The sequence below is a fragment of the Pseudomonas sp. 9.2(2024) genome (assembly GCF_039695385.1).
Classification (GTDB): Bacteria; Pseudomonadota; Gammaproteobacteria; order Pseudomonadales; family Pseudomonadaceae; genus Aquipseudomonas; species Aquipseudomonas paraglycinae.
The window spans coordinates 2917801-2932354 of sequence record NZ_CP155585.1; the positions used below are offsets into that span (position 1 = coordinate 2917801).

General features: G+C 62.1%; 12 protein-coding genes. 3 read left to right on the forward strand and 9 right to left on the reverse strand.

What is annotated here, in order from left to right:
- Positions 1 to 57 precede the first annotated feature (57 nt).
- From ABFB52_RS13005 to xylA, 4 genes are all read right to left on the reverse strand, one after another.
- A complete protein-coding gene (locus tag ABFB52_RS13005; protein ID WP_102717401.1) occupies positions 58 to 1194 on the reverse strand; it encodes a sugar ABC transporter permease in 1137 nt (378 codons plus the stop codon).
- On the reverse strand, positions 1195 to 2751 hold the full coding sequence (xylG, locus tag ABFB52_RS13010) for a D-xylose ABC transporter ATP-binding protein (protein WP_129972645.1): 1557 nt from the start codon (positions 2749 to 2751) through the stop codon (positions 1195 to 1197).
- Between the two features lie 78 nt (positions 2752 to 2829).
- Positions 2830 to 3831: a D-xylose ABC transporter substrate-binding protein gene (gene xylF / locus ABFB52_RS13015; RefSeq protein WP_102686696.1), complete on the reverse strand. Its 1002-nt coding sequence runs from the start codon at positions 3829 to 3831 to the stop codon at positions 2830 to 2832.
- A 142-nt stretch (positions 3832 to 3973) separates the two neighbouring features.
- On the reverse strand, positions 3974 to 5290 hold the full coding sequence (gene xylA / locus ABFB52_RS13020; RefSeq protein WP_129972644.1) for a xylose isomerase: 1317 nt from the start codon (positions 5288 to 5290) through the stop codon (positions 3974 to 3976).
- A 188-nt stretch (positions 5291 to 5478) separates the two neighbouring features.
- On the opposite strand from xylA, the gene ABFB52_RS13025 reads away from it, so the two are divergent.
- A complete protein-coding gene (locus ABFB52_RS13025; RefSeq protein ID WP_129972643.1) occupies positions 5479 to 6654 on the forward strand; it encodes a XylR family transcriptional regulator in 1176 nt (391 codons plus the stop codon).
- Positions 6655 to 6662: 8 nt separating this feature from the next.
- Here the strand turns inward: ABFB52_RS13025 and ABFB52_RS13030 are convergent, their stop codons facing one another.
- The 5 genes from ABFB52_RS13030 to ABFB52_RS13050 all read right to left on the reverse strand — a co-directional run bounded on the left by ABFB52_RS13030 (position 6663) and on the right by ABFB52_RS13050 (position 13170).
- Complete coding sequence (locus ABFB52_RS13030; protein WP_102686699.1) at positions 6663 to 7925, reverse strand: FAD-dependent oxidoreductase; 1263 nt, start codon at positions 7923 to 7925, stop codon at positions 6663 to 6665.
- The gene (locus ABFB52_RS13035) at positions 7915 to 9507 is read right to left on the reverse strand and encodes an aldehyde dehydrogenase (NADP(+)) (protein WP_129972642.1); all 1593 of its coding nucleotides are present in this window, start codon (positions 9505 to 9507) and stop codon (positions 7915 to 7917) included. The genes ABFB52_RS13030 and ABFB52_RS13035 overlap by 11 nt, the downstream gene beginning before the upstream one ends.
- A gap of 79 nt (positions 9508 to 9586) precedes the next feature.
- Positions 9587 to 10534 (reverse strand): dihydrodipicolinate synthase family protein, encoded by a 948-nt coding sequence (locus ABFB52_RS13040; protein WP_129972641.1) that lies wholly within the window; start codon positions 10532 to 10534, stop codon positions 9587 to 9589.
- Positions 10535 to 10589: 55 nt separating this feature from the next.
- A complete protein-coding gene (locus ABFB52_RS13045; RefSeq protein WP_129972640.1) occupies positions 10590 to 11516 on the reverse strand; it encodes a 4-hydroxyproline epimerase in 927 nt (308 codons plus the stop codon).
- Positions 11517 to 11538: 22 nt separating this feature from the next.
- Complete coding sequence (locus tag ABFB52_RS13050; protein WP_129972639.1) at positions 11539 to 13170, reverse strand: APC family permease; 1632 nt, start codon at positions 13168 to 13170, stop codon at positions 11539 to 11541.
- Between the two features lie 239 nt (positions 13171 to 13409).
- Between ABFB52_RS13050 and ABFB52_RS13055 the strand changes: the two genes are divergently transcribed.
- Both ABFB52_RS13055 and ABFB52_RS13060 read left to right on the forward strand, forming a co-directional pair.
- Positions 13410 to 14177, forward strand: a complete 768-nt coding sequence (locus ABFB52_RS13055; RefSeq protein ID WP_129972638.1) for an AraC family transcriptional regulator — start codon at positions 13410 to 13412, stop codon at positions 14175 to 14177.
- A gap of 67 nt (positions 14178 to 14244) precedes the next feature.
- On the forward strand, positions 14245 to 14517 hold the full coding sequence (locus ABFB52_RS13060; protein WP_129972637.1) for a hypothetical protein: 273 nt from the start codon (positions 14245 to 14247) through the stop codon (positions 14515 to 14517).
- Positions 14518 to 14554: the final 37 nt, after the last annotated feature.

Below are 14554 nucleotides of genomic sequence, written 5' to 3' on the forward strand. Positions count from 1 at the left end.
TAACGAAAAGCCTGCCTTCAAAAGGAGGCTTTTCGCATTTTCAGAGATGCCTTCATTTCAACGCCGCCCGGTCCGCGTACTCACATCCACCCAAACCGCCAACACCAGAATGCTGCCCTTGACGATCATCTGCCAGTAACTGTCGACGTCGAGCATGGACATGCCGTTGTCCAGGCTGGTGATGACCAGCGCGCCGAGGAGGGCGCCGTAGACTGTGCCGGAACCGCCGCGCATCGAGGTGCCACCGATGAAGCAGGCGGCGATGGCGTCGAGTTCGCCCATGCTGCCGGCCGAGGGGGAGCCGGCGGCCAGGCGCGCAGTGTTGACCACGCCGGCGAGGGCGCACATCACGCCCATGATCCCGAAAATCCAGAGTTTCACGGCCTGCACATTGATACCGGACAGGCGCGTCGCTTCCATGTTGCTGCCCACCGAATAGACGCGTCGGCCGAACACGGTCTGGCTGGTCACGTAGCTGAATCCGCCCAATAGAATCAACAGAAGCAGGACCGGCACGGGAATGCCGTCGTAGCTGTTGAGGGTCTGGACAAACCCGGCCAGCACCGCGCCGATCAACAACACGCGTGCCACGTCACGCACCAGTGAGTGTGCCGCGAGGCCGTGAAGGGCGCGATTGCGCCGTTGTTTCCAGGTCAGGAACAACGTCAGTGCGAACAGCAGGACGCCCAGGCCGGCGCCGATTGCATGTGGCAAATAACCTTGGCCAATGTAAACAAGCTCCGGAGACACCGGCGCAATGGTCGTGCCTCCGGTGATTCCCAGCAAAATCCCCCGGAACGCCAGCATCCCGCCCAGCCCCACGATAAATGACGGAATGCGCAGGTACGCCGCCATGTAACCGTTGGCGAGGCCGATCAGCAATCCGCACACCACCACAAGGCTCAGGTTCGCCAGCAGTGGTACGTGATAGACAACGTCGAGAATGGCTGCCACGCCACCGAGCAGGCCCAGCAATGAGCCGACCGACAGATCGATCTCGCCGCTGATGATGACCAGCACCATGCCGCAGGCGAGGATCCCGGTGATGGACATCTGGCGCAGCAGGTTGGAGAGGTTGCGCGGTGTCAGGAATCCGCCCTCGGTCTGCCAGCTGAAGAACAGCCAGATCAGCGCCACGGCAAACACCAGTGCGAGCATCTTGTAGCGGGTGAAAAGTTGTTTGACCTGATTCATTTACGCGGATTTCCGATCTTTATTGTTATGGCTGTCAGGCTGGCTGAGTGCTGCGGCGAGCACCTGCTCCTGAGTGAGTTCATGGTTGAGGAAATCGCCCTGCAACCGGCCTTCGCCGATCACCAGTACGCGGTCGGAAACGCCGAGCACTTCGGCCAGCTCCGAAGACACCATGATGATCGACACGCCTTCGGCGGCCAGCATCCCCATCAACTTGTAGATCTCGTACTTCGCGCCGACATCCACCCCTCGGGTTGGCTCGTCGAGGATCAGCACCCGGGGCCTGGTCAGCAGCATCTTCGCCAACACGGCTTTTTGTTGATTGCCTCCGGACAGGCTGGTGATCGGCAGGAACGGGCTCGCGGTCTTCAGGTGCAGGCGCGAAATTTCCCGATCGATGCTGCCCAGTTCGGCTTCGGCGTCGATGCGGGTCAGTTTCGAGAAACTGTCCAGCACGGCCAGGGTGATGTTCTGGCCGACACCCAGGTCGGGAATGATCCCCTGACGCTTGCGGTCCTCGGGTACCAGGCACACGCCGGCGCAGATTGATTTGAGCGGTGTGCGGGTGTCTATGGGTTTGCCGTCCAGCCAGACTTCGCCTTCGTGGCGACCGGGGTAGGCGCCAAACAGCGCGGTCACAAGCTCCGTGCGGCCGGCACCGACCAGCCCGGCGATGCCGAGGATTTCCCCGCGTTTGAGGCTGAACGAAACGTCGTCGACCCGTTTGCGTTTGGGGTTGTCGACGTCGTAGCAGGTGATGTGGCGCGCCTCGAAAATCACCTCGCCGATGTCGTGGGTTTCGGTGGGGTAGAGGTTGCTCATTTCCCGGCCGACCATCTGGGTGATGATCTGGGGAATATCCATGTTTTCCATGGCGGTCGTGGCGATGTGTTTACCGTCGCGGATCACCGAAATGGTGTCGCACACGGCGGCCACTTCATCGAGCTTGTGGGAGATGTAGACGCAGGCGACACCCTTGGCCTTGAGGTCGCGGATGATGTCCAGCAACACCTCGATTTCCGAACGGGTCAGCGCGGAAGAAGGTTCGTCGAGGATCAGCAGGCGTGCCTGTTTGTTCAGGGCCTTAGCGATTTCCACTAGTTGCTGATAACCGCCGCCGTACTGCGAAACCGGCAGCGACACGTTCATGTCCGGCACTTTCAGTTCACGCATCAGGGCTTCGGCGCGGTGGATCATCGCCGGGTAATTCATCCGCCCACCCGGCAGCGTCAGCTCATGACCCATGAAAATGTTTTCGGCCACCGAGAGGTCGGGAACCAGCGTCAGTTCCTGGTGAATGATGACGATGCCGGCGGCTTCCGTTTCGCTGATCGATTGCGCCTTGAGCGGTTGACCGTCCCAGAGGATTTCACCGTCCCAGGTGCCATGGGGATAGACCGCAGACAGGATTTTCATCAGCGTCGACTTGCCGGCGCCATTCTCGCCGCACAGCCCGACGCACTCGCCCGGCCGGACCTTGAGGTCGATGCCGTTGAGCGCTTTGACACCGCCGAAGGTTTTGACGATGCCGTTCATTTGCAGCAGAAAGTCGGACATGGCAGAGACTCATAAGCGACAGATACTGGACTGATCCCGCAGGCGCAAAACGCCTGCGGGGGCATCACTCACTGAATGTCACTTTCCGGCGAGCTGCGCCTTGGTATAGAAGCCGTCCTGTTCCAGCAGGTCGATGTTGTCCTTGGTCAACGGGGTCGGGGTGAGCAGGATGGTGTCAACTTTTTTGCTGCCGTTGTCGTACTGCGAGCTGTAGGCGGGCTTCTCGTTGCGCGCCAGTTGCACCGAGAGTTTGGCGGCTTCGGAGGCAATCAGTTTCAGCGGTTTGTAAACGGTCATGGTTTGAGTGCCGGAGATCACCCGCTTGACCGCTGCCAGGTCCGCGTCCTGTCCGGAGATCGGCACCTTGCCGGCCAGTTGCTGAGCGGCCAGGGCCTGAATGGCGCCGCCGGCCGTGGCGTCGTTGGAGGCGACGATGCCGTCGATTTTGTTGTCGTTGCGGGTCAAGGCGTTTTCAACAATGCTCAGCGCCTCGGTCGGGTTCCATTCCTTCACCCATTGCTGGCCGACGATCTTGATATCGCCCTTGTCGATGGCCGGTTGCAGCACCTTCATCTGACCTTCGCGCAACACTTTCGCGTTGTTGTCGGTGGGCGCACCACCCAGCAGGAAGTAATTACCCTTGGGCGCTGCGTGCAGCACGCCGCTGGCCTGCATTTCGCCGACCTTTTCGTTATCGAAGGAGATGTAGGCGTCGATATCGGCGTTGAGTATCAGACGGTCATAGGACACGACCTTGATCCCGGCTTTCTTCGCTTCGGCCACCGCATTGGTCAGCACGGTAGCGTTGAACGGCACGATGACGATGACATCGACGCCGCGGGAAATGAGGTTTTCGATTTGCGAAATTTGCTTTTGCTCGTTGGCATCGGCCGACTGCACGAAGACCTTGGCGTCCATTTTCTCTGCTGCCGCAACGAAGTAATCCCGGTCACGGGACCAGCGTTCCAGCCGCAGGTCATCAATGGAGAAACCGATTTTCGGATGGGCCGCGTCGGCCATCACCGGCAGCGACAACAGGGCCAGGGCGCTGGCCAGCAGCGTGCGTTTTACATTCTTCATGGTGGTGCGTCCTTTTATTTTTGTTTGAAAGACACGGCCTGACGATGAATATCGGGCTGATGGAACTGTAGAGAATCAGCTGACGCAACGGACTACAGATTTGTCGCGCAAATGTCACAGCGCCCGCAGTCCCCTTTGGCGATCAGCGATAGATGAAACGGTTGACGACGTTTTCGAGCATTTCCTGCCGGCCGCTGACGGCCTGCGGGTTCAGTTCGTTGGCGAAGGCGTGCTCGGCCAGTGACTGGAGATTGAAGTCGCCTGCCAGAACCGCCTGGCCGAACGGCTGCTGCCAGCCGGCGTAGCGTTGGTCCTTGAGCCGCTGAAGCTGATCGTTCTGGACCATGGCGGCGGCCCGCTCGAGCGACAGGGCGAGGACGTCCATGGCGCCGACGTGGCCGTGAAACAGATCGACCTCGTCGAGGCTCTGGCGGCGCACCTTGGAGTCGAAGTTGAACCCGCCATTGCCGAACCCGCCGGCCTTGAGGATTTCATAAGTGACGAGGGTCATTTCCTCGACGCTGTTGGGGAATTGATCGGTGTCCCAGCCGTTCTGCGGATCGCCCCGGTTGGCATCGATGCTGCCGAAAATCCCCAGCGAGACGGCCGTCGCCACTTCGTGATGAAAACTATGACCGGCCAGGGTCGCGTGGTTGGCCTCGATGTTGACCTTGATTTCCTTTTCCAGACCGAACTGCTGGAGAAAACCGAACACCGTGGCGCTGTCGTAATCGTACTGGTGCTTGGTCGGCTCCTGCGGCTTGGGCTCGATCAGCAGATCGCCTTTGAAACCGATCTTGTACTTGTGCTCGACCACCATGCGCATGAAGCGACCCAGTTGTTCGCGCTCGCGTTTCAAGTCGGTGTTGAGCAGGGTTTCGTAGCCCTCGCGACCGCCCCACAACACATAGTTGGAGCCTTTGAGGCGTTGAGTCGCGTTCATGGCGCTGAAGACCTGGGCCGCGGCGCAGGCGAACACTTCAGGATCCGGGTTGCTGGCGGCACCGGCGGCAAAGCGCGGATTGCTGAAACAGTTGGCAGTGCCCCACAGCAGCTTGATTCCGCTTTCTTCCTGATGGCGTTCCAGGTGATCGACCATTTGGGCGAAGTGGTTGCGGTACTCCTTCAGCGAGTGGCCTTCGGGGGCGACATCCGTGTCGTGAAAGCAGTAGTAGTCGATACCCAGCTTGGAGAAAAACTCGAACGCGGCCTGCGCCTTGCCAATGGCCAGTTCCATCGGGTCGCCGGCGTGTTGCCATGGGCGCTTGAATGTCCCTGCGCCGAACACGTCGGAGCCCGGCCAGACAAAGGTGTGCCAATAACAGGCGGCCATGCGCAGGTGTTCGCGCATCGGCTTGCCGAGGATGATCTTGTCGGCGTCGTAGTGACGGAAGGCAAGGGGAGAATCGCTGGCAGGACCTTCGTAGCGAATCCGGTCGACATCGGGGAAGTACGGCATTGGCAATGTCCTTGTTGTTCTTGGTTGTTGTTCTTGGGCGTGTCCCGATACTAGCAACGGCCCTGTGCCTGCCGATTACGAAAATCACCAACACGGAGTGCGATTTTGCGTATTGAGATTCGCCCTCTGCGCGCCTAGTCTGTGCAGACCGCCTCTACGGCAAGGGGCCCGGAACAAGCCTGAAAACAATGAAAACCGTACCGCCTGTTCACCGCATCGCCCTGTTGTTCAACGGGAGCAAGATCTATGACCGCGGCATCATCAGCGGCATCGGCAACTACCTGAGCAGCACGCGCGCGTCCTGGGATCTGTTTCTGGAGGAGGATTTTCTCTGCCGCTTGAAGGGCATCGAGCGCTGGCAAGGCGACGGAATCATTGCCGACTTTGACGACCCGCTGATTGGCGAGGCGCTGGCCGACATCAAATTGCCCGTGGTGGCGGTGGGCGGTTCTTATCAGGATGAGCGCGCCTATCCCAAAGGCATCCCGTACGTCGCGACCGACAATAACGCGCTGATCACCATGGCTTACGAGCACTTGATCGAGGCCGGGCTGCAACGGTTCGCCTGCTTCAGCCTGCCTGAGGCGCAGGCCAACCGATGGGCCCAGGAGCGCGAAAAGGCTTTTCTACGATTGATGCAGCGGGACGGCTTGCACGCCGAGGTCTATCGCGGCATGGGGACCAGCGCGCCGCTGTGGGACAGCGCCGTCGAACAGCTGATCGCCTGGCTGCAAAGCCTGCCCAAGCCGATTGGCATCATCGCAGTCAGTGATGCCCGCGCCCGGCAGTTGCTGCAAGCCTGCCTGACCGCCGGCATCGCCGTGCCGGAGCAGGTGGCGCTGATCGGCATCGACAATGACCCGTTGACCCGCAGCCTGACCCGGGTCCCCCTGAGTTCAGTGATCCAGGGCACCGAAACCATGGGCCGCACCGCCGCGCAACTGCTGCACCAGATGCTCCACGGCAAGCCGTCAACGGGCGAGCATTTCCTGATCCCGCCTGAAGCGATCAACGTGCAGGTGTCGAGCTTGCATCAACCTTTGGGCAACTCCTACGTGATGCAGGCGCTGCTGTTCATTCGCCAATATGCCTGCCAGGGCATCAAGACCGCGCAAGTGGCGGCTTATGTCGGCGTGTCGCGTTCCTCGCTGGAGTCGCACTTTCGCGCAGTGCGTGGTTGCAGCGTGCATGACGAGATTCTGCGTTTCAAACTGGCGGCGGCCACTCGCGGACTGGAAAAAACCGACACGGCGATTGCGGACGTTGCCCGCACGTGCGGTTTCAAATCCGCTCAATACCTGCACACGGTGTTCCGCCGAGAGTTCGGGTGTACGCCCCGGGAATATCAGCAGGGCGCCCGATAGCCGGCCACTCAAAAACGATCCAGCCGGTAGCGCTCGCTCGACGGGAGAATACGCGCCGTGTCCTGCGCCGACGGCAATACCATCCCCCCAACCATCTCCGCCGTCACCGCCGCCTGCGTCAGCCCCAAATGCTGATGCCCGAACGCAAGGAACACCCTCCCGTCACACACCCGATCAATCACCGGCAACGAATCCGGCAGCGACGGCCGAAATCCCATCCATGGCGTGGCTGCCTCGACACTCAACTCATCACGAAACAACCCTTTGCTCAACCGATGCAACTGCCAGGCGCGGGCCATGGTCGGTGGGGCTTCGAGGCCGGCGAATTCGACGGTGCCGGCCAGGCGCAGCCCGTCGGACATCGGTGTCATGATGAATTTACGTTCCAGCGAGGTGACGGGGAAGGGCAGTCGGTTGTGTTCGTGAGGCAGCATCAGGTGATAGCCGCGCTCGGTATCCAGCGGGACGTTTTTGCCGGTCAGTGCGGCGGTGAGTTTTGCCGAGTGGGCGCCGCAGGCGATCAGCACCTGGCGAGCTGACAGGGTGCCGGTTCCGGTCATCAGATTGACGCCATGCTCATGCAGTTGCCCGCCCTGAACCGCCTGTTTCACAAACTGCACGCCGCTGGCTTTCGCCGCGTCCACCAACTCACGCACGACGCGGTAGGGATCGATGAAGTGCCCGGTGTTCGGGAAAAACAGTCCGCCTTGAATCTGTTCGCTCAGTTGCGGCGCGGTCTCGCGTACCGCACCGGCCTGCCACCAATCGACCGGCACCTGCTGCTGTTGCATGCGTCGCTGTAATGCTTCGAGGGCCGGACGCGAGTCGGGGCGTTCGAACACCAGCAGCGAACCTTCCATCTTCAGCAGGTCGGGGCGCTGAATGTCATGAAGCAAGCGCTGCCAGGCGTCGAGCGAGCTTTCATTCAGCGCCCTCAACCCGGCGACGGTACGCTGGAACGGCGCCGAGCGCAGGTTCAGCAAAAGCCGCGCAAACCAGGGCAAGGCGCGGGGCAGGTATTTCCAGTCCAGGCGCAGCGGCCCCATCGGGTTCATGAGCATGGCGGGCAGGCGTTTGAGGATCGAGCTGTCGGCAATCGGAAATACTTGCTCGGTCGCCAGGTGCCCGGCGTTGCCGAACGAGGCGCCGTGGCCCGGTTCCTGCGGATCGATCACCACCACCCGCAAACCCTGACGGGCCAGGCGCAGGGCGCTCGCGACGCCGATGATGCCGGCGCCGACCACGGCGATGTCGTGCGGGTTATTCGGCATTTTTCGCGGTTTCCCTTTGGCCATCGAGCAAGCGACGCAGCGACAGTGGATTGGCGTGTTTGAGCGCGGTGGGCAGCAGGCTGTCGGGGAAATCCTGATAGCAGACCGGGCGCAGGAAACGCAGGATCGCCGCCGTGCCCACTGAGGTGGTGCGCGAATCGGAAGTCGCCGGGAACGGCCCGCCATGCACCATCGCATCGCAGACTTCGACCCCGGTCGGCCAGCCGTTGACCAGCAGGCGTCCGGCCTTGCGCTCCAGGGTCGGCAGCAAGGCGCGGGCCTGCTCCAGATCCTCGTCATCCAGATGCAGCGTGGCGGTCAGTTGGCCTTCCAGCTGTTCGAGCACCTGACGGATCTCAGCGTCGCTGGCGCATTGCACGATCAAGGACGCGGCGCCGAAGGCTTCGGCCTGCAACGAATGATCAGCAAGGAAATCGGCGGCGTTGGTGACGAACACATGAGCCTGGCCCTGATTCGGTTCCGTCGCGCGCTGGCCGACGGCGGCAATGCGCGCCCGGGTATTTTCCGCGAGAGCATTCACGCTGGACTCATAGGCATTGAAAATCCCCGGCGTCAGCATGGTCTGCGCGGGGCTGCGTTGAACGAATTCAGTGGTGGCGCCAATGAAGGCGTCCAGCGCCGGCCCCTTGTGGGCGATGACCAGACCGGGATTGGTGCAGAACTGACCGGCGCCCAATGTCAGCGAAGCCACAAAACCCTGGGCCAATGCCTCGGCGCGATTTTGCAGAGCTGCCGGAAACAGCAACACCGGATTGATCGAACTCATTTCAGCGTATACCGGAATCGGCTCGGGCCGGGCTTGTGCCGCTTTGATCAGCGCGAGCCCACCACTGCGCGAACCGGTGAAGCCGACCGCCTTGATCCGTGGATCACTGACCAGCGCAATCCCCACTTCACGGCCGGAGCCGTACAACAACGAGAACACACCTTCCGGCAAACCACAGGCCTTGACCGCCCGCGCTACGGCGCGACCAACCAGTTCGCTGGTGCCGGGATGGGCGCCGTGGGCCTTGACGATCACCGGGCAACCGGCGGCCAGCGCCGAAGCGGTATCGCCACCGGCTACCGAGAACGCCAGAGGGAAGTTGCTCGCGCCAAACACGGCCACAGGACCCAGTGGAATCTGCCGCTGACGCAGATCCGAACGCGGTATTGGCTTGCGTTGCGGTTGCGCGGGGTCGACTCGCACATCCAGCCATTCACCGGCCCGCACGGTGCGGGCAAACAGGCGCAGTTGCTGGCAGGTGCGGCCCCGCTCGCCCAGCAGGCGCGGGCGCGACAGGCCGGTTTCGGCCATGGCGCGGTCGATCAGTTCGTCGCCCAGCGCTTCGATTTCGCCAGCGATGGTTTCAATGAATTCGGCCCGTGCCTCGAGCGATGTCTCGCGATAACCGTCGAGCGCCGCCCAGGCCAGCGCGCAGGCCTGCTCGACGTGCTCGGCAGAGCCGCCGGCGTAGGCCGGTTGCAAAGGCGAGTTGGTGGCGGGGTTGATCCCGTGGATGACGTCGCGATCGCCGGTGAGGGATTGCTGTCCGATCAGCAGTTGGCCCGTCAGAGTCATGGCGCATTCCTTATCAATAAAGCAGGTCACGAAAAGGCCCGTCGCCGCGGGTGGCGGCGGGCTTGAGCGCAGCGGCAGGTCAGGCGAAGTTCTGTTCCGCCGACCAGTTTTCGTACCAGTGACGGAACAGCGTGTACTGGGCTTCTGCGTAACGGCGTTGCGAGTCGCTGAGCGCATCGGTTTCGTTGAAATGCAGGGTGTATTCCTTGTCGCCGTTGAGCACCATCAGGTGTTTGTAATACAGCACCAGATCCGTGCCTTCGTCGAAGGACGACAGCACTGCCAGCGCCGATTCCAGCTCACGGGCCTGACGTCGGGCCTTGGCATCACCCTTGGCCGCCTGCTTGCTCAGGGCCACCAGTTGCAGCACTTCGCGGGGCAGGGCGTTGCCGATGCCGGTGATGGCGCCGGTGGCGTTGCAGTTGACGAAGCCGTGCACGACCTGGGTGTCGACACCCACCATCAGGGTCACGGCATCGTCCTTGGAGGTGATGTTTTCCGCGGCGTAGCGCAGATCGGCGCCACCGCCGAATTCCTTGAAGCCGATCAGGTTCGGGTATTCACGGCGCAGTTCGAAGAACAGGTCGGCGCGGGTGGCGAAGCCGTAGTAAGGGCTGTTGTAGATCACCGCCGGCAGGTTCGGCGCGGCTTGCAGAATCGCCGCGAAATGGGCTTTTTGCGCCGCCGCCGAAGCACCACGGGACAGCACCCGAGGAATCACCATCAAGCCCTGCGCGCCGACTTGCGCCGCATGGGCCGCGTGGGACACCGCTTCACGGGTGTTGACCGCGCCGGTGCCGACGATGGTCGGAATCCCGGCGGCCACCAGGCGCGCCACGCCTTCCTGACGCTCGGCTTCGGTGAGCAACGGCCAGTCGCCCATGGAACCGCAGTACACGACCGCACTCATGCCGATGTCGATCAGCTCGCGACCCTTGGCCACCAGCGCGTCGAAGTCCGGTTTGCGCGCGGCGGTGCACGGGGTCATCAGGGCGGGCATGCAGCCGGTGAAGATGTTGTCGCTCATTATTGTTCTCCTTGGAACGGTCATTCAGATAGGTATGGAAAAGCAGCGCAGCGGCTCAGATGCCCCACGCGAACGGATCGGTTTCGTCGATCAGCAGCGTGCTGTCGGCGGTCATGTGGGCGCGGCCGGTGATGTAGGGGCGAACGCGATCGCCTTCCCATTCGAAGCGGCCTTCGAATTGGCTGCCGGTGATGCTCGCCTGCACCCAGCGCTCGCCCGGCGCGAGTTTTTCGTCGGCGGCCAGGCAAGCGAGTTTGGCGCTGGTGCCGGTGCCGCAAGGGGAGCGGTCGTAGGCTTTGCCGGGGCACATCACGAAGTTGCGGCTGTCGGCCTCGGCGTCATCGGCGAACAGTTCGATGTGGTCGATGATTGCGCCGTCCTCGCCATGGATGCCTTGCTCTTCGAGGGCCTTGAGCATTTTCCAGGTGAGGTCGGTCAGGGTGTCGACGTTGTCCATCGTCAGGGTCTGGCCGTGTTCGGAGACCAGGAAAAACCAGTTGCCGCCGTAGGCGATGTCACCAAGGAAGCGGCCGTACCCCGGCACTTCCACCGCCACCTGTTTACGGAATCGATAAGCCGGCACATTGCCGAGCGTCACGGCGCCGTCTTCATGCAGCGTTGCGCTGACCGGGCCGACCGGCGTGTCGATCTTGTGCACGCCCGGCGCGATCAGCCCCAGGTGTTGCAGCGATGCGACAAGGCCGATGGTGCCGTGGCCGCACATGCCGAGGTAACCGGCGTTGTTGAAGAAGATCACGCCGCAGGTGGCGTCCGGCGACACCGGCTCGCAATACAGCGCGCCCACCAGCACATCGTTGCCGCGCGGTTCCAGCAGACAGGCGCGGCGCCACTGGTCATGCTGGTTGCGCAGGGCATCGCGCTTCTCGGCCATGGTGCGGCCCGGAAGATCTGGAAAACCTTTCATCACCAGACGCGTGGGTTCGCCGCCGGTGTGAGAATCAATGACGTGTACTCGTTTCATGGACAGGTCCCGTTGAGTGATTTCAGTAAGCGCCGGCAGCGCGCGGGTTGGCGGCGGAGGCAGGGGACGGCGAAGCGACCTCGCTTTCATCCTCTTCCGATTCCAGACGCAGCAGGTGTGCCGGTACGCCGGTGGCCGCGCCCCAGTAATAAATGCCCATCGCACAGGCGGCGACGACCAGGGTGTCGAACGGATGGGTGAGGATGCCCAGACCGCCGAAAGTGCCGAGTTTCGACAGGACGATGGTCACCGCGTAGAAGGCGATCAGCCACGCGGACGAGCGCACCTGCCGGGACAGGCTGAGGTGGGCGGTCGGCACGAAGCGGCCGCAGAGCAGGTAGACGACGAACATCAGGATTTGCAGGCCCAGCAGCCAGGACACGGTGTTCCAGCCCGACCAGTAAACGATCAGCGCAGCGATGATGAACGACACCGGCCCCAGCACGCCCATGCACTTGACCCGGAACGGGCGCGGCATGTCGGGTGCATTGCGACGCAGCGCGGCGACGGTCACCGGAGCCACTGCGTAACTCAGCACCAATGCGGCGGACACCACATTGATCAGCGCTTCCCACGATGGGAACGGCAGGGTCCAGAACACCGACAGGGCGAAGGTCAGCCACAGCGCCGGACGCGGGATGCCGGACTTCGCGTCGATGTGGGTGAAGACCTTGAAGAACGTGCCGGTCTGCGCCCAGCCGTAGATCACCCGAGGCGTGGCGTTCATGTAGATGTTGCCGCAGCCGCTGGGGGAGATCACCGCGTCCGCCACCACCAGATACGCCAGCCAGCCCACGCCCAGTGCCAGGGCGATGTCGCGGTACGGCAGGGCGAATTCCTTGGAAACTCCGGCCCAGCCATTGGCGAGCAATTCGGTCGGGATGCCGCCGAGGAAAGCCGTTTGCAGCAACACGTAAATCGCCGTGGACAGCAGCACCGACAGGATCAGCGCAATCGGAATGGTGCGCTGGGGATTTTTCACTTCGCTGGCCACCGAAATGATCGGAGTCAGGCCGAGGTAGGCGAAGATCACGCCGCCGGCGGAGACGGCCATCTCGATGCCCGAGAGTCCGAAAGGCGCGAAGCCTTGAACCTGGAAGTTTTCCGGTTTGAAGAAGGTTAACAGCACGCCGATCACCAGCAGCGGCACGATGAACTTGAAAACGCTGACCAGATTATTGGCCTTGGCGAAGGTCTTCACGCTGCGGTAGTTGAGCAGGAAGAACACACAGAGCAGGCCGAACTGCACCAGCCAGCCGAGCAGGGTCGGATCACCGCTGCCGGCCTTGGTCAGGCTCGGAAACCATGCCGCTGCGTATTGGCGAGAGGCAACCACCTCGATCGCCACCAGACTGGAAAACGCGATCAGAGTGATGAAACCCATCAGGTAACCGAGCAGCGGCCCGTGGCTGTAAACCGGGTAACGCACCACGCCGCCGGCCCTTGGCAATGCCGCGCCCAGTTCGCAGTAGACGATGCCCAGCAGCAACACGGCGAACCCGCCCAGCAACCAGGAAAAAATCCCCGCCGGCCCGGCAATCGCCGACACGTGACTGGCCGCGAACAACCAGCCGGAACCGAAGATCGCCCCCAGCCCGATAAAGGTGAGGTCGATCAATGAAAGTTGTTTTTTGAACTTGCCTTGGCCTGACATGGCATCGCCTTCTTGTGAGTTATTGGATAGGCAGGTGTGAGTCACTGGAACGGCTAAACAGTGAACTCATCGGGCGTCGGGCGATTGATGTTTTGCGCAGCTGCGGATGACGAAATCGGCACAGTTGCGAAGAAAGACAGCGGCGCTCGACACGCCGCAAACGTTGCTGCAATCTGCACGCGCACGCCTCCGGGCGGGCACGTTTTCAGGCCGATCCACTCACCGGGGAAGACCTTCACATGCAGAACGCGTTTGCGATCCTCTGTCAGGACGATGAGCGCCATCGGCCGCATACCCTCGACGCACTGCTGGGCGGCGTGGCACCGCTGTTGCCGATGCTGGACGCGATTCCGAACGCGGCGATCTTCATCAAGGACGTGCAGGCGCGGTACGTTCTGGCCAATCGCACGCTGGTGCAGCGCTGCGGCCTGAAAGACTTGAAACCGTTGCTCGGGAAAACCAGTGCGCAGGTATTTCCGGCGCAACTCGGGCCCGGTTATACCGAGCAGGATCGGCGGGTGCTGGAAGAGGGTTTCGTGCTGGAGGATCAGCTGGAACTGCACCTGTACGGCAGTCGCGAACCGGGCTGGTGCCTGACGCACAAGCGTCCGCTGTACAACCGTGACGGCGAGATCATCGGACTCGCGGGGATTTCGGTGGACCTGCAATCGGCCAGCGAAAAACATCCAGCGTTCCAGCGCCTGGCGGCGGTCGACGAACACATCCGCGCGCATTTCAATCGGCGTGTCACCTTGGGCGAATTGACCCGGATCGCCGGTATCTCGGTGGCGCAACTGGAGCGCTACTGCAAACGGGTCTTCCACCTGACGCCGAGGCAGATGATCCAGAAAGTGCGGCTGGAACATGCCCATCGCCTGTTGCACACCGAACTGCCGATCACCGAGGTGGCGCTGCAATGCGGCTACACCGATCACAGCGCTTTCACTCGCCAGTTCAAGGCATCGACCGGGTTCACCCCGCGTCAGTACCGGCAGGCGACAGAGTAATGAGCGGTTTGCGAGTCATTGCGGCTAGACCGAACAGGTCAGCCCCACTTGCTGCAGGTGAAACGAGATGAGCGAATTCTGGGTACGCCGATGCTCGTATGGCCTGTGCGCGATCCTGCTGACGCTGACGGCGTCCTGTTCGAGCAAGGCTCACTACGCGACCACCGGTGATCGCTGTTATGCCAAAGCGGTGCCGACGTCAGGCGAGGGCGGTCTTGCCTGGGGCGCGACCTTGGGCATCGCGCAAAAAAAATCCATGAATAACTGCATGCGCTACGCCGGCCGCTCGGGCGGAACGCCCGATACCTGTCAGGTGGTGTTGGCCAAGTGCAAGAATTGACGGGGTGATCCAGGCGCCACCCCAACGACCGGTGGCG